The following is a 21,527-nucleotide window of genomic DNA, read 5'->3' as shown; positions in this document are numbered from 1 at the left end:
ATCCAAATCAGCTCTAGTTACGTATAATGCGCTGAACTACTTTACATACTATACTATACTATACTATACTATACTATACTATACTATACTATGCCAATGAAAAATGCTTCTCGAATTTTTGGTCAATATGCAGAAGCTGTTGCAGCAGATTATTTAGTAAAAAAAGGTTTTAGTATTTTGGATCAGAACTTTCGTTATAAACGATTCGAAATAGATCTTATTGTTAAGAAAGATCAACTTATCGTCTTTGTTGAAGTCAAAGCTCGTAAAAATAATTTATTTGGTCATCCAGAAAATTTTGTTAACCAAAAGAAAATGCGTTTTATTCGATTAGCTGCAGCCCATTATTTACGCATCCAACACTACAATAAAGCGGTGCGTTTTGATATTATATCTATTTTAGGAAGTAAAAACGAAGGTATTGAGGTAGTACACTTGGAAGATGGCTTTTATTAAGTATCTGTTCACTGGCGTGGTAGCCATATTGTATAGATTTTGGCCACACCACTGAACGGATACTAATAATATCCTTACCACGCAAGTAAACAGATACGCTATATCATCCCTGAAAAAATGGAAATAATTACCCAGAGGGCTTCTACTGCCAGAATACCTGCGCAGATCGGTTGCGCCTTATCTTTATTTTTAAAAATCAGGGTAGAAAGACTGCCTAACAAAAGCCCACATGTGATACTATTAGGCATAAGTAGCCCCCCCAAAACCATGCTTGGATTTAATTTAATTTTTTTTAACATCCACCCAAACAGGCACCCTAAACTTACAATAGAAAGATTAAAATCTAGGGATTGGAGTAATAATGCTTTTGCTTTACTTCTTTGGGCAAAAAGAGCCTCTGTTCCCAATGGAAGATGGATAAACAGCAACCATAGGCAGATACCAATTCCAAATGAAGTGGCAATCAATCCTATCCACTGATAACGATACATCTTTTTTTGTGGTATACCGCATAACATCCCTGTTTTATAATCAAACAATAAGTCTGATGCTGTTGCTGCACAAATATTGAAAAAAACGCAGCTGATCGTTTTTTGCGCCGAATTAAGATTAAATAACAACNTATAATGCACCCAGAAATTTATGGCAATTGTTTAGCCATCCTGAACACGCTAAAAAACTCATGACAGAAGATTATCAGCTGATTGATTTACAAAGCATGCCAGAAGATGAGATCCTAAAGAAAAAACAGTTGGGTATGTTTGAATATATGCTCAAATACATTCATAAACGGGATTTGTTAAAAGTATGGGCAGAACTTTTGTCAAAATGCCCATATGCCGTTCTAATAGATAAAGAAAAAAATTATCTTTGTATAAAGGCGTTATTATGGTATACTGATGCAAAGTTACCAGAAGCGCAACAGAAAGAATTAGAACGGATCATTTCCAGTCATTTATCTAAAGAAGAAACCGTTACGATTATGCGAACCATTGCGCAAAAATATATTGATGAAGGGATGCAACAAGGGATCATACAAGGTATGGAGAAAGGTATAGAGAAAGGTATAGAGAAAGGTATAGAGAAAGGTATAGAGAAAGGTATAGAGAAAGGTATAGAGAAAGGTATAGAGAAAGGTATAGAGAAAGGTATAGAGAAAGAAAAAGCTGAAATAGCACAAAAGATGTTAGCTAATAATATGGATCATACCCTTATTGCGCATATTACTGGACTTGATATCTCTTTTATTCGTACACTTAAACAGTGTTTATAGCGGCTTATTCCCTGCGATAATTGAGGCATACCGTATGCCTCAATGGGTTAGTATCTATTCGTTCACTAATGGATAGCGTCATATGCATGACATGATGTGTTTTATAATTTTATGCACAACGACTATTTTATAGTTACCTTATAAAAAGGCTGTATTTGTTACAATTTACAATTGCTATAGCTACCTATACGCCGTATAATATTATTGCTTTTTCCAATGTCACTACGGTATATATACTTATATAATGATGATGGAGTTAGTACGGAGTCACTACGGCAAACTGTATATACATTAAGCGATATAGCACCCGCTTATAAACTGCAATGTATTAACGCTCAAGAAATTATAAAAGAAACATGGACAAAAAATGCTGCTTTGTTCGTGATGCCGGGAGGAGCAGATATTCCCTATGCCAAAAAACTAAATGGAGCAGGCAATCGTACGATTAAAAAGTATATAGAAAATGGCGGAAGTTATCTTGGCATATGTGCAGGAGCCTATTACGCATCTAGCTTTATTCGATTCGATGCAGGTGGTCCATTAGAAGTTATAGGAAAAAGAGAACTGGCATTTTTTTTAGGCGAAGCGATTGGTCCAGTTTTGGCAACATATGATTACCACACAAACAGCGGCGCACGCGCTGCTCTATTATACTTAAATAGGGAAGTAATAAAAAACAGTAATTTTAATGAAATAGCTTTTTATTATAATGGGGGGGCCTATTTTAAAAACACATCATTATATGATAATGTTAATGTTTTAGCGTTTTACAAACGAAATAATAGCATGCTCCCTGCTATATTAAAAATTAAATATAAAAATGGCATTGTGATTTTATCAGCGGTACATTTTGAATATTCTTATAAATTATTTACGCTTAATGACAAATATCTATTAAAGATTGCTCCGGTTTTACACAAATATGAAGAAGCAAGCATTGCGTTTGCTACATTAATGCTTACCATGTTAGGTATAGAGCAAACAGAGCATATTCGTCCAAGGCCTGCGGCCTTGGACTTAAACAGCCTAAGGCCGTTGCAATAGACAATTAAAGTTTGTCATCAATAATGTATTTTCTTTTCTGAGTATACAATTGTTAACTTAAATTGAATTTTTAGTGTTTATTTAATAAACTAGCGAAACAAATAGATGCAATAACTGAGCAAATACAAAAGAATAAAAACACAAAGTTATTACCAAAATATTTGACAACTAATCCTAAAACTACACATGAGAATATTGAAGTTGAAATGTATCCAAATAACCCTGTTAAACTTACCATTGTACATACATTATTTTTAGGTGCAATTTCTGTGGCTATAACAGTTGTAAGTACTTGTACACCCCATATAAGAAATCCAGATAAAGCAGCATTCAAGTATAAAAAAATAGGGTTTTGATAAAAATTCATTACAATAAAAATAAATGCGGTAATAAGCATATAAATTACCGCAAGTACATTCCTTTTTTTAGAAAAATATACGTCACTTAACTTTCCTGTAATTAAAGCACCTATCATCCCACCTAAATCATGTATACCTGTTATTAGAGAAGATTTTAAAAGAGATACCTGTAATATATCTTTTAAGATTAAAGGAAACCAAAAGAAAATGCCCATATTTACAATATAAACACAAAAAGTAGCGCAACATAGCAGAAGAATAGAAGATGAAATTTTCATATCGACAAAAAATTTTAACAACTTACGCGCTTGACCTGTAGAAATAGGTGCTTGGTAGGTAGCAAGATGACGAAGATGGCTTTTTTTTCTGCTGAAGCTAGCATGCAGGATTATATAAATCCCAAAAAATAAACATAAAGAACCACTATATAAGAATACATTTTTGATGCTATATCTGATGATACTTGGTAGTAAAATTAAGCCTACACAAGAACCGAGTTGATGAGATACGCTCATGATTCCCCATAGTGATGCCATAGCACAACTATCAAAATTTTTGATTATAAATTTTGTAATAGCTGGCCAGCCCATTGCTTGTGCCCAAGCTAATAACATTAATACAAATAATAATAAAATTAGGTTTTTATATAAAAACGGGATACTAATAGTGGCTAATCCGGAAATAATATGACCTAAGCCAAACATAAATAATGGACAATTTTTTAAGTCCATTATTATTCCGTTTACAAATTTAAAAATCCCATAAAAAAAAGAATACCATGCAAAAAAATAACTTAATGCTAGAGGATCTGTATAAACAAGGTTTATTAGCAAAGGCAAAACAATTGGGATAGTTTGTCTTGCTAACGAGAGTAATACATATCCTAAAAAGAATAAACAATAGGAAAAAATATGGTTATGAATCATTAATATAATTGTGTTAATCTTTCACCTAACGTAATTAGTACTGCTTTATATGTTCAAATTGTTTAATAGTTCTATTGTTTTAAGGGTATTTTTTCCACATTTTTTGCTTGATCAAAAAGCGTGTAAGCGATCAAACACTCGTATAAAAAATCATATAAAGTTTTTTAGTTTCTGCTCACGACACTGGCTTTGTTCAAGCAAACAAGCAAACAAGCAAACAAATAGCTTTAAAAGAAAAGAAGTAATTTCTTAAAAATTGATAAAATCATCAATTATTAAAAATTAATAAATATTTATTAAATATTGGCCATTTGCTATAATCTAAAAAATATGGCTGCTACGCAAGTGAACGGATACGTCGCGTACTGCTTCTATGTATAATTTTAAATTGTCTATTGCAACGGCCTTGAAGTGATTTTCTTTTGATTTTTTTCCCTTCTTTTCTTTCCACAGTTTTTTCAAGGCGCCTTTTTTATAATATTCTATTATGGCACTATTGCTAATTGACGAACACGGATACGCATAGGTCACACCACTGAACGGATACGATGAAAAATAAGCTAAATAAAATTATTTGTTAAGCTGAATAAAATTATTTGCCAATATTAAATTCATAATCAATATATTCCATGCAAACAAACGGCTACTAGAGACTGTTTCCATTTTGGTTATTAACTATATATTTTATAAAATTGTATTTCAGTAAATCAGAACGATTTTACCAGCTATGTATCTATATTAGATTTTTTTACATGTTTTCAATGGGAATTATTATGATAGCTGGTGGGATAGCCGGCTTAACCAACGCTATTCATTTAACCATAGAGGGATTGGTAAGTAACTTTTCTTGTCAGGAACAACTATCTTGTGCTTTTCCTAGCTCTAGTTTTTTGTTTGATCAAAAAAGCAATCCAAAAAATCAAGCAGTAGCCGTTTCTATGCTATAGAGCCTAATATATTTAATTTAAAAAACCAATTATGTATTTTTTACTAATTTTTTTCCTAGTCTTCAATGGATGTACCAAAGTACGGCAAGGTATAGGTACTTCAAACGACATGGCATTGGCAAGCAGTTCAACAACAGATTTATTTGAAAATAAAGAAAAAATTAATGATCTGGAACTCATGCAATTGGTCAATGAAAATAATAGATGCTGGTGCTGGAGTGGTCAACCGAATATCGGTATATGTATATACTTGGATAAGCTACATAGAAAATACGTATCCACTTTGCAGTTACAAAATCTACTGGTCAGGCTGGTAGCTTACCTGTGTAAGGCACCGTGCTCCGAGCTTACCGTACATTGCTCTTCTGAAAATCCATCAGGTGAATATCTTGATGCGATATTTACTGCTCTTAAAGGTACAGCTGTTCATAGCCTAAAGCTAGAAGGAGCTGATTTAGGCGCAGTACAAGCAGAGCTATTGAATACAGCATTTTCTAAACTCAAGGATACAAAGATTGAAAAATTGGAACTGCAGGATAACCATTTAGCAAATAATGTAGTTCACCTACTTTCTGCACTTGTGAATAACAAAACGCTGCGTGAATTAGATTTATCTGGGAATAATTTAGGCCGGGTCCAAGCGGAGCTATTGGATACAGCATTTTCTAAACTCAAGGATACTAAGATTGAAAAATTGGAACTGTTTGGTAACCATATAGCAGATAATATAGTTCCCCTACTTTCTGCACTTAAGAATAATACAGCTATACGTTGCTTACATTTAGATGGCAATAATTTAGATGCAGTAGCATTGCCCACCTTACGTACAGCATTCTCTTCACTTCAGCACACCGCCGTTGATAGTTTGAATTTTTGTACATATGGTTTTAGCTCTTGGGATTTAGAAAGCATGAAAGAATTGCTTGCTACGTTAAGCGATACAAAAATACGTAAAGTTTCGTGCTGGGGTCCTAAGGGTTCAAGAAACTTAGTTGATTGGTTTAATTCAGAAATCGCTTATCCGCACGATACCTTGTACCATGAAAATGGGTTACAAAGAGCATGTATACGCACCATGATGCAAAACAACTTAGATCTAAATAAAGCAAGATCTAATATACAAGTAGAAATAAAAATTAAAGAATATAACTCTGATGAACTTGGTTTAATAATATATAACTCCCATATCTCCCCCGTTATCCGACGAAGAGGATACTGTTTAATCCCAGATGGTGGTGGTTTGATTGGATAATAAATTTATCTACTGATATGCTTGCTAGGGGTGTGAATGGACACATATTTAATGTATATTTGCTTCGGAATATGGTCAAACGATTATAGATGAATAGGTATTTTAGATTGTAAAATTTTTGGAACAATAGGTTCTACTAAGGGCCATAGTACGCTATTGTCTATATAGGCTGAAGACAAAGGAGCTACACAGTCCCAAACGTAAATTAACAAGCTTATTAGAAATGCAGATTTGCATAAACCAAATAATGCTCCTAAAACATTATCAAATATACCTAAAAAGGTAATACTTAAAATTCCTCTAATGATCCTTGTTAATAAGTAAATAATTCCACCTCCTACGGAAATCATCAGAATTACCAAACAAATAGAAATAGGGAGAGAGGTAGCCAAAGTAGGCATTTTACGTTCAACTATAGGAAGTAGTATATGGAATAAAGCTACGCCCTTTATTAAACCAAATACTAGCAATAAGGAAGAAACCAATTCTGCAATAAACCCTTTTTTAAACCCACCATAGCTTCCCCACATAAGTAGTATAATCAGTAAAATATCAAGACTATTCATGGTGACATTTTATTAACTCTGCTTCTTAAATATAAGCCTTAATAGCTACGCTTATGTTGTTCATATACCGATGACTAGTATAAAAGGCCATTAGCTAAATGGCTTATTACCAGTTATTCACAGGTTCACTGTAACCCGTTTAGAAACTAAATTTCACCTTTCCAGCAATTGCATGGATGGCTTCTTCATTTTTTGACGGATCTATTTTAGACTCCTTTGTCAAATCATATAACAGCGAAACAACCAAACGCTTACTGAGCTTATAGGAAATTTCTGGAGCTCTTACTTGCCATTGAGATTTAAAGGCTGTATCTGGCTTGAACTTTTTGTCTGTATTCAAAATACAATCCGTATTGAGATAAGAACCAGCGGCAGTCAACTTCCATTGAGGTGTTACCTCATATTCCAACGTTCCTCCAACCCCAACTGCCTCAATATTAGTTAATACATTCTGGTTTTTATCAGAATAATAGACGGCGCACATTTCCTTGCGCTCTTCCTCTTGTTGGATTGACGCAAGCCCAGCTATATAATCACCTAAACCATAAACATAAACGCCCTGCCCTGTAATAGTACATGCAGGGGCTAGCTTAAACTGCATACCTAAATTTACACCCCACGTAAAATGCAACATACGTGGTAAATTTTTCTTCTTAGGATTTGTAGCATCAGGATAGGTATAGTCAGTAAGCCGACCTAAAGCATTTAATGCCACATTTGAACAGTCATTCTCAGTCCCTATACTTATGCCTAAAGCCGGAAAACTATCCTTAATCAGAAAGAAAGGTTTTGGCTTTTTCTTTGGATCATCCAGCTGGTTAACGATTTCTTCTTCTTTTTCTTTTTTACCTTTTTTATCTTCCGTCTCTTTTTTATCTTCCTTCTCTTCCTCCTCTTCTGTTGTTACCTTGTTCTTATCAAACCATCCTACTTTTAACTCAATAGGACTTTCAATACCATAGCTCAAACGCAAACTATCCCAAGCGTGATCAACTTTCAATTGCATTACACTTGCATCTGTAGAGATCAGCAAAAAAGGATTAGCCTTTTGGTAACTAAAAATACTGCCGCAATAGCCTAATGTGAATGGTCCAACCGTTACAGCAGCTTCTTTACACATAACTGATTTTCTATCCAATTTGAGCACTATGTTTATAACTGCATTTGCATCGCCCAATACTTCCGGTACCTCTGCCTTGATACCTAATTTTGCCTTTGTATCATTTTTAATTTTAAGGTCATGGGCAGCCTTTTCTTGAAAAACCATAGAAAATGGCCCCATAACAAGATCACCATTTAATTTACTGAAATGTTCATTTTCATCTTCTTTTAGAACACTTTGCTCATCTTCCATTGGTATTATAACCAACTCCTCTTCTTTTGGTTCGTATGCTTCTGTTTCAAACGCATCTTGATCAAGATCAGCATACACAGAATGCATTATGCTACTGGTAAAGCACAAACCTAATAACGCCATTTTAATTTTCATAGCAATATAATTAATTATGTTAAAAATACAGTAAAACAAACTTATAACAGATATAACCTGAGCCCTGATCGCAGCTTCACAAGAAACCATTCAAAACTATTTATACTGACCATCTCAGTAGTGGCTAGTTGATTAAAAAACCATCGTTTACCTCTATATTATACAAAATACAATGCTTATAAACAATATTTACGACGTAAAATTATTAATAGAAATCTAACAAGTCTTCTGATGCTTTTGGCGTACCTATGTTTGCTAACATATCTTTTTGAAAGGTATGGACTTAAATTATTTACGTTGACACCTCTTCTATACTATTATAGTTATAGTTTCACTCTTAACTTGTTGTATGAGTTTCTGGATGCATACAGCATAAAACGATTAATAATCCAATAAATATAGCTATATCAGCTATGTTAAAAACAGGCAGACAATACACGTAACAATTTCCCCAAATAGGTAACCAACTGGGCATAACGCCAGACCAAAGGTCCACATGAATCATATCAATTACCTGACCATAGAACCACTTCATGGGCGCATTAGCAGGAGCATTATCCAAATAAACACCATACAAAACGCTATCTATACTATTCCCAATAGCACCACCTGCAACCAAAATCCATCCCCACAACTTAGTTGTAGGGGCGATTTTTCTTAAAAACTGCATAACATATCCAAGAATGCATAAGGAAGCCAAAACGCGTAAAGTAGTTACCAATAATTTTCCATATTTAACTCCCAAATTAAGGCTAAAAGCCATTTCAGGATTTAAAACATACGTAAGCTTCAAAACATTGCCCAAAATATTAATCTGTCCCTCCGTTCCCATTTCCATATTATGAAACACCCAAAGTTTCAATGCCTGATCTGCAAGAATAATAAGCAATAAAATAGAAAAGCATTTTATAACATTTTTTATATACGCTTTGTGTTGCAAAACCCATGATGTAATGAGTGTGAAAATATTAAAATTGACCATTGGTATTAGTATGTTACAAAATTAAAAATATACATGAACCCATCCGTTTGCTATTTATTAACCATTACTTTTATACTGATATATAATGTGATATCTACTTCCGTACCCTCCTTATACAAATATATATCCATACACATATATGGTTTAAAAAATATGCTACCATCTGCCTTGCAAAAAGTAGCGAATAGCATTCGGGTTGTATCCGTTCAGTCATGTGGCTTATATATCCGTGTTCGTACCCATTAGAAATAGCATAATAATGCAAGATTATAAAAAACGCGCCTTGAACAAAGCTGTGATTAGAAAATTTTAGTCTGAAAGCTATTAGAAAATCAACTTGTTTGAGCCCAAGGCTGCAAGCCTAGGCGAGTTTTGATTTTCAGCTTTCAGGCTGAAATTTTCAACAGCTTTGTTCACCAGCGCTTGATTTTTTTTGGCTACTTTTTTTGATCAAGCAAAAAAAGTAGCTTTAAAAGAAGTCGTTTTTAACAAAATGGATAAAATCATTATTTATTAAATATTAGTCATTTGCTATAATCTATAATATCGCTGCCACGCAGGTGAACGTATACTTCGGGTCATTTTTTATATCAGGATAAAAAGAAATCATTAAAAATAATTTCTAACATATACCTAAATGATATCTGGTTATGTGATTATTTACACAGATACTTATACAACCATATCAGGTACCTTATGTTTTTTTTCATATGCGTCTACCTGTTTGCAATAGCAAAAAATAAATAATAATCCCAAAAAAATGGATACATCTGCTATATTGAAAATAGGCAGCACACAGGCCTCTTGCCCTCCCCAGATAGGCACCCAGCTGGGCATAATGCCAGACCAAAAATCAAGATGGATCATATCAATTACCTGTCCGTGAAACCATTTCATGGGCGCATCAAAAGGAGCATTATCCAAATAAACACCATACAAAACGCTATCTATACCATTCCCAATAGCACCGCCTAAAACCAAAATCCACCCCCAAATCCACATACGCGGGGCTGATCTAGCCACTGCTCGTATAATATGCAAAGCGATATACATAGAAGCAGCTATACGAACCAGCGTTATACATAGCTTACCATACTTAAACCCAAGCTGGATCCCAAAAGCCATTCCATAATTTAGGACATAGGTAAGCTTAAACAAATTACCAAAGAGCTTAATATGTCCATTTGGACCTAGCTCCATATGGCCATATACCCAAAGTTTAGATCCTTGATCTGCAAGAATAATTAACAACAATACTAAAACGTATTTTAAAGCATTCTTCATAGTACCATACATCCAAAACATCGGTATGCTATTATTTTTCATAATCTTTATTTATAAATCAATAGGCTAACATTGCACCTTTTAAAGCCTATTTTACGTTATTTACCATTTCTTTTTCCCTTTTCTGTAGCGGAATATTAACTAGCACATACACACTACAGCCAAAAGCATAATCATCTTCACTTAATCCAAAACCTGGAATATCAACTGGCACATAAGAAAACTTACCTTCTATTTTTTCAAAAAACTTATAACGGGCGGTGCAACCAATAGATAGCATACTAATGCAACGTACCTTCCCGCCTATCACAAGTTCCCACCAATGTACTATTCCGGAATTTTTCACATTCCGAAAAGAATCAGGTGCAACTATACACTGCTCCTCACAAAGTTTCTTTGCTTTGTGGTTACAGCTTATCCTATTACTATCCAATTGAAAATCAAAGAAACTCCTGGCATAACGCAATCCTACAAAAAACTGATTACGGTGCAACGTCGGACTTAAACAATTCCATCCCAAGCCTACCCTAAAATAACGGCCATCTGAATGGGAATAAAAAGAACCTCCTGCTGCCCCTTTTGGATGGGTATAACCACGCCAGATATCCCCAGATCCATAATCTACATCCAATAAAATTCTACTGAAGTCAATAGATCCATTGATTTCATATGCATTACCTGTTTTCAGGTACCAACCACAGCAAGTTTTAGCTACATCTATACCAAGATACAAAGTAGTTGGCCAAATAGTATTTTTTGAAATTTTACTCTTTGCCCATACCTGCCTAGAAGCAATAAAAAAGAAAACGATACAAAGAAACGCCTTAGTAATATATCGTAATAACATTTATCTTCTTGTTATGATTAGTTTTGTCCTCTGCATTTTTTGATTCTATAGACTGTGCAGGATTCCAAACTTCCTTAAAAATAGGCTTTCTTCCATTATTTTCAGTATTAAATCGAACATTCTTAATAAGATATTGTATTTGCCAACCTCCTGCTTTAGGAGAAATAAGAGAAATTATACGCTCATAATCAATAATAACCTTGTGATAGTAATGGTCATTATATACAACAAAATGCACGGAATTGGCAGTTGGATCGAGGTCTAATTTATTTTCTTTAACGAGTATGGTATCTAATTCTTCTGTAGGTGCTCCTGGTTGAGCTGACTGATTTTTAGCTGGGTTTCGTTTTAAAACAGGTAGCTTACATATAAATTTTTCATTCTTAAGTTTTGCGCTATGCAGCCATCTTAGCTTGCTCGGAATATATTTATCTTTTTCTTGTTCAAATTTAATAATTACCTGATCAGCATATTTACTCTCCCAAGATTTAAAATCCTTACATGATAATACACCCAATAGCCACAAAAGGATAAAAAATTGCCGGAGATATTTGGAAAGAATAGAAACCAAAAATGTCATAAGTATACAGAAAAAAATTTACAAATAGAGATTTGAGGCGTATCCGTTCACGCAATGGCGTCAACTTAAGGTTTAGCTGTTATTGATAACCAAGTAGAATAGGAGGGTAGGCTAATCATGAATTGCCTTAAGTTGACGCCATTGTCCGTTCACGTGCGTGGCACCATATTTTATAGATTTAGATTATAGCAAATGGCTAATATGTAATAATTGACAATTTTATCCATTTTTTTAAAAAAACACTTCATTTTAAAGCTACTTTTTTGCTTGATCAAAAAAAGTAGCCCCCAATAAATCAAATACTAGTGAAAAAAATGCTGAAAATAAAGAAAAAAAACTAAAAATCAAATTTCGCTCCTGCGGAGCTCAGACAAAAGTTCTCAAAAAAATAGATAATGCAACGCAACAGAACAGCTGGTTATTATTTAACGCCCAGTTGGTGCGATGAAGCGCATGTAGTGACCATACACACCAAGAAAGGACAAAACCATTGTACGGATTAATGTGCATACAGATAAAGTGGAAATACTTTTGCCTGTTGTATGATGTATAGCCGCTTGATTATCAACTATCCCCTCCAGCTTGCTCTGCATCATGCATATAGCGGAAAACAATGTCTCCTTCTAAAAATTCTCTAGTGGCTTCTAAAACAGGCTTAGGTAGACGCTCATAACTTTGCGTAATCTCATATTGCCTATGGGCATCTATGCTATCTTTTTCGTCTGAAATAAGCATAAATTCCTCTAATTTACGATCCAGCTCCTCTTTCATATGCATCGCAATATGTTTAGCACGCTTGGTAATGATAACGGTAGTTTCATAAATATTGCCAGTAGGGGCAATTAATTCATGTACATTTCTAGGTACTAAGTATAATTTTTTATTCAAGCTCATAATAATAAATATATTTTAAAAAAGTAAGTCTAGTAGTCAACTAGTTGGTCGTTTCTTTTATAGCCAATTTTTCATGACTCTTTGTCAATAGACGACATACGGCTTCTTGGAAACAAGAATCTGGATAGGTTTTCTCAAAATTTGTAAGGGCGACAATGGCCGCCTTATAATATCCCAAACGAAAGTAAAATTGGGCATTCTCAAAACTTTTTTTCATAAAACGCTCTTGTAAAGCTTGCAAAGTTTGGGCAGCCCTGTCTATATAACGCCCTTGTGGATAAACAGCCAGATACTGCTCTAAACAATGGATAGCATCCTCAGTAATAGTCTGGTCAAGACGCGTATCTACTTCTTCACAAGCCAAGCTATATCCACGCATAAAAAGAGCTTCTTCTGCCTGCGGAGCAGATCGATATTGTTTTACAAATAGATGAAATTGATCAGAAGCATCTAAATAATTTTTCTGATAATAATTACCATAAGCTTGATAAAATAACATCTCTGCACGATCTGTACGGCTGGTAAGAAGGAGTAACAGCTCCTCTATTCGTTCATTTGCTTTTGCATAAAGCTTTCGTGTATACAAACGCACTACTTGCTCTTTTTTCTTTAAAATCAACTTTTGCTTATCAACCGGCTCACGCTTAGCAGACAAGGAAAAACTATACCCTGCAAAACAGGAAACAAGCAATAAAAAAAATATATGTTTACGTCTACACATAAAAAGTCCAGTTTAAAATATAAATGTATGTATGTATCTTACCCAACTAGGGTCCTATCCTTCTGATTCTGAGCGTTCAATGGGAACCTCTGGTTTAACGGGATCCTCTAAAATATTTGCTTTTGTAGGCAATTGTTCACCATGCCAATCAAAACCAGGCAACTGCATGAGTTCTTCTTCTACCTTTTCTGCTGGATAAAATATCCCAACGGGCTCAGGTTTAAATTCCATACGTTCTAATGCATTTTCTATCATACGCATTTCCATACTATCACACTTGATATGATTCATACCTATCAGCTCATTGTTATCTCCAAGGGTAAAATAGAGACTCTCCCCATTACCCGTTACGGACATGGTTTCTACAGCCCCCTCCTTGAAATGCGCAACCATCTTATTTCCCTTAACTTGATTATAATTACCAACCGGATCAGCTGATGCCATAAATAAATTTTTATTTACAAACATTTTCACTTGCTCCTCTTCCTCTATCACCAAGTAAACCTCTTCTCCTGTGATCTGGTAACCACTACACCATATTATTGGTTTATTATGAAAATGAATAGTATTCTCACCAGAATTATAAACAGCGCCATCCGCCATGCCTTGTAAACTTTCTTGATAGAGTCTTACATTATGTAATGCATGAATTTCTTGTTCTTTCGCCCCTTCTTTCGCCCCTTCTTTTTCTTTTTCTTTTTGTGGTTTTTCTAAAGCAATAAAAGTGTCTGCACGTAAATACATGGTTTCATTACCCGTAACCTTTGTTAATAATGGATGCCCGGTTCTTTCTGCTTTTTTTTCTTTTTCAATATAAGTAGCCTGTTCACCCACAATTACAGCATCGTGCGCCTTAGACTGCAGCAATATATGCCCTGTAGCAGCACAATCTTTTCCATCAAAAACCTCTAAGGAATCTGCTACCAGGCAGACATCTTTGGTAGTAAGTGTCCCATGGTTAAAAACAAGATGTTTTTTAGGTACTGAATAGGTACCTCCTTGCTCCGTTGTCAGCTCGCTATCTTCTTGTATAATTTTAGTAGGCCCCTCTAAATACACTATTTCTTGTTTGGTATTATAACACAACTGATCACAATGTAACCGGTAACTAGGATCTACCAGTACAACCTCCTTAGAAAAGGTGACGGTATGGCCTGCGCCATTATAGGCCCCGGTACAACTGGTTAAAACCAGTTGATCTTGTACTAATTTACCATTTTGAAAGAACTCACCTTGTTTTGTTTCTGTATGGTAGATCAATTTTGACGTATAAAATTTAGCTTTTTTAGATAAGCACACTACATTTTTTTCCAAAACAGCCAACTTTTTTTCTAAATCATAACTCAGGAAATCAGCCTGAATGGTTTCGCCTTCCTTATCCATTATTTTAACATTTCCCCACGCCTCTATTTGCTTTGTATCATCATATTGATAAGCCTTATCCGCTGTTAATACCATACCACTAGGCTGAAAAGTAAACATAACATGGCCCGCTAATATCTTACAGGCCTTGTTATTTACAACAGCATGCTCTAGTTCTTTAGCACTATAAACAACAGAATCTTCTTCTTTAGTTAAAGCTGCAAAAGGAAATCCTACTAAAAGTAGTAAGTATAAAAAAAGAGATAAAATAAGATGGCTTTTTCTTTTCAACACTTTAATTTTGTACCATTTTTTCAAAAGTATAAATAGATTATCCAATACAAATGTAATAAAAAAATAGAGATGATCATCTAAATACACTACTTATAAGTAGACTACTATAGTACTATACCATTTCTACCTCTCAGACTGAAATTTTCTAATAACAGCTTTGTTCAAGGCGCGTTTTTATGATCTTGCATTATTGCACTATTTCTAATTGGCCACACGACTGAACGGATACTAAATTTTGGCCTAAAGCTTATAAAAAAATTTACACACTTAAGTAGACAGACCCAATGCATTAAAATTAGTATATTCAAGCCCATACACCATATTTTATAAAAAAATCATGCATGAGCTGAGTGAACAGGAAATCATCCGAACCCAGAAAAAAGAGGCATTAGAAGCAATGGGGATTCCTCCTTATCCTTCCTCCTCTGCTGGTCACCTACATACAAAAGCAGAAACGATTCTTACCCAATACAAAGAGGAAAATAAAGCCAACTATAGCCATGTAGTACTAGCGGGCCGTATTATGGGGCGCAGAATTATGGGTGCAGCTTCTTTTGTAGAGTTACAAGATGCTAGTGGACGCATTCAGCTCTATATACAACAAAACGCTATTTGCCCTGAAGAGGACAAGAGCTGCTATGATATTTTTTTTAAGAAATTACTAGATATAGGTGATATTATTGAAGTAAAAGGATTCGTCTTTATGACGCAAGTAGGTGTTATAACTGTTCACGTAACCCATCTGCAATTATTAACCAAAGCACTTACACCACTGCCCATTGTTAAAGAAGTGATTACCAAAGAAGGCGCTCAAGCGTATGATGCCTTTACAGATCCAGAACAACGGTATCGACAAAGATATGTTGATTTGATTGTGAATCCAGGGGTACGCAAAGTATTTGAGCAGAGGGCAAAGTTGATCCATACCATTAAAACTTCTTTGAACCAGCAAGGTTATTTAGAAGTTGAAACACCTATCCTTCAACCCATTTATGGAGGTGCATCGGCACGTCCTTTTACCACCTATCACCACACCCTGGCTATGCCTTTATATTTGCGTATTTCCAATGAGCTATATTTAAAACGATTGATTATTGGTGGATATGATGGTGTTTATGAATTTGCCAAAGACTTTAGAAATGAAGGCATGTCCCGTTTTCATAATCCAGAATTTACCCAAGTAGAATTGTATGTTGCCTACAAAGATTATATTTGGATGATAGATTATGTAGAACAATTGATTGAGCAAGTAGCACTGGCTTTACATGGTACCACAACTGTTCCATTTGGTCCACATCTTATCAATTTCCAAAGACCTTGGAAACGTTTTACGATGTTCGAAGCAATCCATCATTTTACAGGATATGATATACGTGCTATGGATGAGATTGCACTACGCACAGTGGCAGGCACACTCCATGTCCATGTAGGAGACAACTTAGCTAAAGGTAAAATTATAGATGAAATTTTTAGCAAAAAGTGTGAACCTTATCTTATTCAGCCCACTTTTATAACCGACTACCCAGTTGAAATGTCCCCTTTAGCCAAACGACATCGAGATAATCCAGACTTGACTGAACGATTCGAAGTTATATGCACTGGTAAAGAAATTTGCAATGCTTTCTCTGAATTGAATGATCCTATAGATCAACAGCAGAGATTGGAAGAACAACGCTCATTGGGAGAACGTGGCGATGAAGAAGCCATGGTTGTAGATCATGATTTTTTAAAAGCTCTACGCTATGGAATGCCTCCGACAGTGGGTATTGGCATAGGTATAGATCGCTTAACTATGATCATGACCAACTCAAATTCTATTCAAGATGTAATATTTTTCCCGCAGATGCGGCCTGAAAACCCATAATGAAAATCCATAAAAAATTTAGATGTACGGTTGAATACAAATAATACCTAACTTAATGTAGGCTTGAGATCAGTTACTAATGTTGCGCACACTTTATGAATGTAATAAACGATAATCTAAGCTGGTTTAAGCGAAAGAAAAAAGGAATTCTAACGCCAAGTTCAGCCAAAAAAGAATTACCAGATGGATTTTGGATTAAAACACCGAAAGGAAAAATTGTACACAGTAAAATATTGCAAGAAAATCTACAGGTTGTTCCAGATGATGGATATCATTTACCCATTGGATCAAAGGAATATTTTTCTATTTTGTTTGATGAAAATACATTCACAGAACTCAATGCAACACTTCAATCTGCAGACCCCCTGCATTTTGTAGACAACAGATCCTATATAAAACGGCTGCAACAAGCCCAAACACAAACAGATTTAATAGATGCCATACGAACCGCTTATGGAACCATTAATAACCTACCGCTTGCCATTGCCTGTATGGATTTTGCTTTTATTGGAGGTTCTATGGGCAGTGTGGTTGGAGAAAAAATAGCACAATTAGTAAACCACTGTTTACAACACAAAACAGCCTTACTGATTATTTCTAAATCTGGTGGTTGTCGAATGATGGAAGGTGGATTTTCCCTTATGCAAATGGCCAAAACATCTGCAAAATTACTACAATTAGCCCATGCAAAAATCCCCTATATCTCATTACTAACGGACGCTACTACAGGGGGTGTAACAGCTTCTTTTGGCATGATAGGCGATATCAATATGGCTGAACCAGGCGCTCTTATTGGTTTTGCAGGTCCACGTATTATTCGAGAAACCATTGGACAAGAATTACCTAAAGGTTTTCAACGTGCAGAATTCTTATTGGAACACGGATTTTTGGATATGATTGTAGATAGACGAAAATTAAAAGCAACCCTAACCCTGCTTTTACAAATGCTGGCATAAGTGGCAGCCGTTCACGTGCGTGGCAGCCGTATTTTATAGATTATTGATGATTTTATACATTTTTTTAAAAACTACTTATTTTAAAGCTACTTAATTTTAAAGCTACTTTTTTTGCTTGATCAAAAAAAGTAGCCAAAAAAAATCAAGCGCTGGTGAAAAAACTGCTGAAAAGAAATGAAAAAAAACGAAAATCAAATCTCGCTCCTACGGAGCTCAGACAAAGTGATTTTCTTTTGTTTTTTTTCATTTCTTTTCTTTCCACAGTTTTTTCAAGGCGCATTTTCTATAAACTTTCATTATTGCGCTATTTCTAATTGGCCACACGACTGAACGGATACCTTTTTTTGATCAAGCGTAGATTTAAAAGAATTATTCCCTTCAGATTCAGAAACGCTCTCCTCTCCAGACTCAGAAAAGTCATCCCATTCAGACTCAGAATCAGACTCAGAATCAGACTCAGAATCAGAAACGCTCTCCACATCCTTTATATACCTTTGCTTATTAAATTCCTTTAGCTCCTTAAATTCCTCTAGCCCCTTCTCATACCTTTGCTTACATTCCGCTAGCGCCTCCTTATTTGTCGAGAGTACCTCTAGTAGTATTTTAAGCCGCTCATCCTTCCCCTTTTGTATATCAGCATCACGTTCATGATATATATTATTTTTATTTCCCTCATATTCACCTAACTTATAGTCGGACGTTGATGTATCTTCACGGGACGATAGAAAAACTGATAGAGGTACGGGCAGTGGCGGTGGAGATGCTTGATTTAGCGTAAATGGGGTCTCTAGCGTTTTGCTGCTACTAGCTGTAGATGCGATAAAATGTTCTGAAACTGCTTCATGCGCTCCTTTTTGTGTTACGGTATCTGTACTTTCTACTTGTTCATTTTTAGGTTTAAATAATGTTAGCGCCTCAGCATTATTTTTAACTCCAGTATTTGCATCTTGACCAGCTATATCATTAAGAGAAGGATCTATTTCAGATTCATAACCAGATTCAGCATCTGATTTATTATTTTGATTTATGCTACCTTTATTTCGTCCAACTATAGCATTTATGGGAGATTGACCTGGCTTAGATTCCACTTTCGATAAATTTGGATAGACATTATCAGAATTATCACTTTCAGCTCTTTTCTCAGATGTTACTACCTTATCTAAAGGTATCAAGCGATAATAGTTATCTTTTTTAATATAACCATACGTAATACTATAACTTGTCAAATCTATACCATCCCCACTCGCAATAGATTCTAATGTATCCCCCACAACTGAAGAAGGACAAATCATATAATCTTTCGTCTGGACCGCCGTAGCTGCCCATTCAATGGTATTGGTTAATATATTTTTTATCAAATCAATTAGCTTACTACCTTTTTGCATAAAAATACAACCGACCTGGTCAACCTTCTTAAGTTTTATTCCCTTTACGGTACCCTTGAGTGATATACTGTTCCCATTTATTACCTTTTTAAACTCAGTAGAAGATATTATTCCATAATCTATCAAACTGGAACCAATCGTATCGGTAGTATGGAAAACTTTTAAAGTATTCTGATTTACATCAAATAATGGATGTGCTTGCTTAGATAGCACATCAAGCAAATGCCCCTCCACCTCTATTAGGTTCTTAACCCCCACAGTATTACCGTCACTATCTACCAAAGTAAGCCCTTTGGGAGAAAGGTAAATAGCAGAAAAATGGGTACAATCCTTAGGGGCATAAAAAAGTAATCCTGCTGCTACTGTGGATGTATCTCCCCCAGCTTTATTGTTTCTCTCTACCCTTATAAGGCCCAAACGGTTATCGTTATCCAAACAACTTACGCCTCTTAACGAACTATAACCTACTGGTATGTGAGATTTTTCTTGAATATATTTAGCTGCGGACTTCCTAGGACTTAGGGAACTTAGGCTATTGATTCCACCACACTCCTTAAAGCCAAATATAAAAGAACCAATAACCGGCAAAATTACCTTTGAAGTCCTCCCCCCCCTTAGGATTGACTTAAATTTATTAATCTGATAAATCATAGTTATTTATTATTATTATTGTTATTTGTTATGCTTTTATATTGTTACTTCTTGCTACACAATAGTAATGCTTACGCTATCAGTATGTAATCAGTATGTACCGTATATAGTTAGTATGCCACGCAATATGGAACATGTTCAGATGCGCACATTATTGCACTTAGCCATAAGCTATCTGGCTATGTCTTGTTTTCGCTTTATTAAATCCATACCCTACTGCATTACAAATCCATTACATTTAAATACACTAAGTAATTAATATGTATTCAGCTATTTAATAAATAGAAATAGATACCGGTCTAGAGCAATAGAAACCCTGCGGACAAAGATTCCAAAAGGCTATCAACGATAGATGCAAGATTTATAGGAAAGTAGATAACTAATTAGCTTCACCCAGTTTGAGATAAAAAAGATCAGTTACTTGTATGATCTTTGGATGCATACCTCTTTTTCGGATTGCTTTAATTTTGATTTTAGAAATCATAGTGTTGTTTTGTTTTATTGTTTTTGTAAGCTGTACAATAACTGTATTATCTTGCTACGATAGATGCAGCTATAATAAGCTCATAAATTTATGGTATAAAAAAAAAATGAAAATTGCAACCCAATACGTAGTATTTAGATAAGGCTATTTTTTATTTTCGTATCCGTTCAGTCAATGGCGTCAACTTAAGGCAATTCATGATTAGCCTACCCTCCTATTCTACTTGGTTATCAATAACAGCTAAACCTTAAGTTGACGCCATTGTCCGTTCAGTCGTGTGGTCTATGCGCGAATGGTAGGGGTATTGTATCCAGTAAGATACGTTAGGTGGAAGCAACTTAGCCGTAGGTGGCATACAAATGATTTTAATATTTGTGCACTACGGCTAAGGTTATATAGAGATCTTCCTCTATATAACTATATGCTTATTGCGGTTATTGCAGTACAAAAGTTACAAATCCTTGTTAAGAAAGGTACAACTTCATCTAACTATGGATTAAGCTTCCACTTTAGCTTTGAACATCTTGACTTGCCCTACGCTTTGCGAACAATTTATTTTCATTCAGTTCATTCATTATGCGGTTAGATGTATCAGAGGATTGTGGACGACTTCTGTACCTTGACTGGCTCTTATTCAACTGAGCCTGTGGAATGTGCCGATACTGCAACTGAGCCTGAAATTTTTGTCCTACAGACGCACTATTCGCAACTTTTCGTGTAAATAGTGATGGAGGCAGCGGCGGAGGCGGAGGCGGTGGGGAGGTATGGTGAGATACTGACCCAGATACACCATGTACATCTAAAGCAGATAGTTGTACCACATTTGGAAAGACGCGCGCATACCCACTATCTCCATCTGTAGAATTGCTTTCAGAATCGGACATGGACGATAATGACATAGGCCCAGTAGA

19 protein-coding genes and 1 pseudogene (1 of these 20 only partly in view) are annotated in these 21,527 nt (G+C 35.1%); 8 read left to right on the top strand and 12 right to left on the bottom strand.

Annotated features, from left to right (window positions below):
• Positions 1-90: 90 nt before the first annotated feature.
• Entirely contained in the window at positions 91-456 is a 366-nt protein-coding gene (locus EDM02_RS01400; RefSeq protein WP_123662503.1) for a YraN family protein, read from the top strand.
• 98 nt (positions 457-554) lie between these two features.
• Here EDM02_RS01400 and EDM02_RS01395 read toward each other — a convergent pair whose 3' ends face one another.
• The gene (locus EDM02_RS01395; RefSeq protein WP_184891074.1) at positions 555-995 is read right to left on the bottom strand and encodes a hypothetical protein; all 441 of its coding nucleotides are present in this window, start codon (positions 993-995) and stop codon (positions 555-557) included.
• A gap of 74 nt (positions 996-1,069) precedes the next feature.
• Here EDM02_RS01395 and EDM02_RS01390 point away from each other — a divergent pair, with 74 nt between their 5' ends.
• Together EDM02_RS01390 and EDM02_RS01385 are read left to right on the top strand one after the other, a co-directional pair.
• Positions 1,070-1,729 (top strand): Rpn family recombination-promoting nuclease/putative transposase, encoded by a 660-nt coding sequence (locus EDM02_RS01390; protein WP_123662499.1) that lies wholly within the window; start codon positions 1,070-1,072, stop codon positions 1,727-1,729.
• Positions 1,730-1,945: 216 nt separating this feature from the next.
• Complete coding sequence (locus tag EDM02_RS01385) at positions 1,946-2,773, top strand: BPL-N domain-containing protein (protein WP_123662498.1); 828 nt, start codon at positions 1,946-1,948, stop codon at positions 2,771-2,773.
• 70 nt (positions 2,774-2,843) lie between these two features.
• On the opposite strand, the gene EDM02_RS01380 is transcribed toward EDM02_RS01385, so the two are convergent.
• Positions 2,844-4,058, bottom strand: coding sequence for an MFS transporter (locus EDM02_RS01380; protein WP_123662496.1), 1,215 nt, complete (start codon positions 4,056-4,058; stop codon positions 2,844-2,846).
• Positions 4,059-4,831: 773 nt separating this feature from the next.
• On the opposite strand from EDM02_RS01380, the gene EDM02_RS05625 reads away from it, so the two are divergent.
• Together EDM02_RS05625 and EDM02_RS01375 are read left to right on the top strand one after the other, a co-directional pair.
• On the top strand, positions 4,832-5,005 hold the full coding sequence (locus EDM02_RS05625; RefSeq protein WP_184891073.1) for a hypothetical protein: 174 nt from the start codon (positions 4,832-4,834) through the stop codon (positions 5,003-5,005).
• A 109-nt stretch (positions 5,006-5,114) separates the two neighbouring features.
• On the top strand, positions 5,115-6,257 hold the full coding sequence (locus EDM02_RS01375; RefSeq protein ID WP_123662494.1) for a leucine-rich repeat domain-containing protein: 1,143 nt from the start codon (positions 5,115-5,117) through the stop codon (positions 6,255-6,257).
• 83 nt (positions 6,258-6,340) lie between these two features.
• On the opposite strand, the gene EDM02_RS01370 is transcribed toward EDM02_RS01375, so the two are convergent.
• The 9 genes from EDM02_RS01370 to EDM02_RS01330 all read right to left on the bottom strand — a co-directional run bounded on the left by EDM02_RS01370 (position 6,341) and on the right by EDM02_RS01330 (position 15,300).
• A complete protein-coding gene (locus tag EDM02_RS01370) occupies positions 6,341-6,823 on the bottom strand; it encodes a CvpA family protein (RefSeq protein ID WP_123662492.1) in 483 nt (160 codons plus the stop codon).
• Positions 6,824-6,962: 139 nt separating this feature from the next.
• Entirely contained in the window at positions 6,963-8,177 is a 1,215-nt protein-coding gene (locus tag EDM02_RS01365; RefSeq protein ID WP_148053551.1) for a hypothetical protein, read from the bottom strand.
• A 472-nt stretch (positions 8,178-8,649) separates the two neighbouring features.
• Complete coding sequence (locus tag EDM02_RS01360) at positions 8,650-9,252, bottom strand: signal peptidase II (protein WP_260214972.1); 603 nt, start codon at positions 9,250-9,252, stop codon at positions 8,650-8,652.
• Between the two features lie 714 nt (positions 9,253-9,966).
• A complete protein-coding gene (locus tag EDM02_RS01355; RefSeq protein WP_260214971.1) occupies positions 9,967-10,620 on the bottom strand; it encodes a signal peptidase II in 654 nt (217 codons plus the stop codon).
• A 46-nt stretch (positions 10,621-10,666) separates the two neighbouring features.
• Entirely contained in the window at positions 10,667-11,425 is a 759-nt protein-coding gene (locus EDM02_RS01350) for a DUF6048 family protein (RefSeq protein ID WP_148053550.1), read from the bottom strand.
• Entirely contained in the window at positions 11,403-12,005 is a 603-nt protein-coding gene (locus tag EDM02_RS01345; protein WP_123662486.1) for a hypothetical protein, read from the bottom strand. The genes EDM02_RS01350 and EDM02_RS01345 overlap by 23 nt, the downstream gene beginning before the upstream one ends.
• A gap of 564 nt (positions 12,006-12,569) precedes the next feature.
• Positions 12,570-12,899, bottom strand: a complete 330-nt coding sequence (locus EDM02_RS01340) for a DNA-directed RNA polymerase subunit omega (protein ID WP_123662484.1) — start codon at positions 12,897-12,899, stop codon at positions 12,570-12,572.
• A gap of 40 nt (positions 12,900-12,939) precedes the next feature.
• Positions 12,940-13,620, bottom strand: coding sequence for an outer membrane protein assembly factor BamD (locus EDM02_RS01335; protein WP_123662482.1), 681 nt, complete (start codon positions 13,618-13,620; stop codon positions 12,940-12,942).
• Positions 13,621-13,674: 54 nt separating this feature from the next.
• Positions 13,675-15,300, bottom strand: a complete 1,626-nt coding sequence (locus EDM02_RS01330) for an OstA-like protein (protein ID WP_221179585.1) — start codon at positions 15,298-15,300, stop codon at positions 13,675-13,677.
• A 313-nt stretch (positions 15,301-15,613) separates the two neighbouring features.
• Here EDM02_RS01330 and lysS point away from each other — a divergent pair, with 313 nt between their 5' ends.
• Both lysS and accD read left to right on the top strand, forming a co-directional pair.
• Positions 15,614-17,140 (top strand): lysine--tRNA ligase, encoded by a 1,527-nt coding sequence (lysS, locus tag EDM02_RS01325; protein WP_123662478.1) that lies wholly within the window; start codon positions 15,614-15,616, stop codon positions 17,138-17,140.
• A 95-nt stretch (positions 17,141-17,235) separates the two neighbouring features.
• The gene (gene accD, locus EDM02_RS01320) at positions 17,236-18,096 is read left to right on the top strand and encodes an acetyl-CoA carboxylase, carboxyltransferase subunit beta (RefSeq protein WP_123662476.1); all 861 of its coding nucleotides are present in this window, start codon (positions 17,236-17,238) and stop codon (positions 18,094-18,096) included.
• A 296-nt stretch (positions 18,097-18,392) separates the two neighbouring features.
• Here the strand turns inward: accD and EDM02_RS01315 are convergent, their stop codons facing one another.
• A complete protein-coding gene (locus EDM02_RS01315) occupies positions 18,393-20,132 on the bottom strand; it encodes a hypothetical protein (RefSeq protein ID WP_123662474.1) in 1,740 nt (579 codons plus the stop codon).
• A 1,366-nt stretch (positions 20,133-21,498) separates the two neighbouring features.
• Between EDM02_RS01315 and EDM02_RS01310 the strand changes: the two are divergent.
• A pseudogene (locus tag EDM02_RS01310) lies at positions 21,499-21,527 on the top strand (PD-(D/E)XK nuclease domain-containing protein) (it continues 280 nt past the right edge of the window).

Source organism: Candidatus Cardinium hertigii, from assembly GCF_003788695.1.
The sequence above is the reverse complement of the archived record's forward strand: the minus strand, read 5'-3'. Positions and strand labels throughout refer to the sequence as shown.

Coding starts and splice junctions, on each gene's coding strand:
- EDM02_RS01400 (WP_123662503.1), top strand. CDS start 91: ATGCCAATGAAAAATGCTTCTCGAATTTTTGGTCAATATGCAGAAGCT.
- EDM02_RS01385 (WP_123662498.1), top strand. CDS start 1,946: ATGTCACTACGGTATATATACTTATATAATGATGATGGAGTTAGTACG.
- EDM02_RS01380 (WP_123662496.1), bottom strand. CDS start 4,058: ATGATTCATAACCATATTTTTTCCTATTGTTTATTCTTTTTAGGATAT.
- EDM02_RS05625 (WP_184891073.1), top strand. CDS start 4,832: ATGATAGCTGGTGGGATAGCCGGCTTAACCAACGCTATTCATTTAACC.
- EDM02_RS01375 (WP_123662494.1), top strand. CDS start 5,115: ATGGCATTGGCAAGCAGTTCAACAACAGATTTATTTGAAAATAAAGAA.
- EDM02_RS01370 (WP_123662492.1), bottom strand. CDS start 6,823: ATGAATAGTCTTGATATTTTACTGATTATACTACTTATGTGGGGAAGC.
- EDM02_RS01365 (WP_148053551.1), bottom strand. CDS start 8,177: ATGGAAGATGAGCAAAGTGTTCTAAAAGAAGATGAAAATGAACATTTC.
- EDM02_RS01355 (WP_260214971.1), bottom strand. CDS start 10,620: ATGAAAAATAATAGCATACCGATGTTTTGGATGTATGGTACTATGAAG.
- EDM02_RS01350 (WP_148053550.1), bottom strand. CDS start 11,425: ATGTTATTACGATATATTACTAAGGCGTTTCTTTGTATCGTTTTCTTT.
- EDM02_RS01345 (WP_123662486.1), bottom strand. CDS start 12,005: ATGACATTTTTGGTTTCTATTCTTTCCAAATATCTCCGGCAATTTTTT.
- EDM02_RS01340 (WP_123662484.1), bottom strand. CDS start 12,899: ATGAGCTTGAATAAAAAATTATACTTAGTACCTAGAAATGTACATGAA.
- EDM02_RS01335 (WP_123662482.1), bottom strand. CDS start 13,620: ATGTGTAGACGTAAACATATATTTTTTTTATTGCTTGTTTCCTGTTTT.
- lysS (WP_123662478.1), top strand. CDS start 15,614: ATGCATGAGCTGAGTGAACAGGAAATCATCCGAACCCAGAAAAAAGAG.
- accD (WP_123662476.1), top strand. CDS start 17,236: ATGAATGTAATAAACGATAATCTAAGCTGGTTTAAGCGAAAGAAAAAA.
- EDM02_RS01315 (WP_123662474.1), bottom strand. CDS start 20,132: ATGATTTATCAGATTAATAAATTTAAGTCAATCCTAAGGGGGGGGAGG.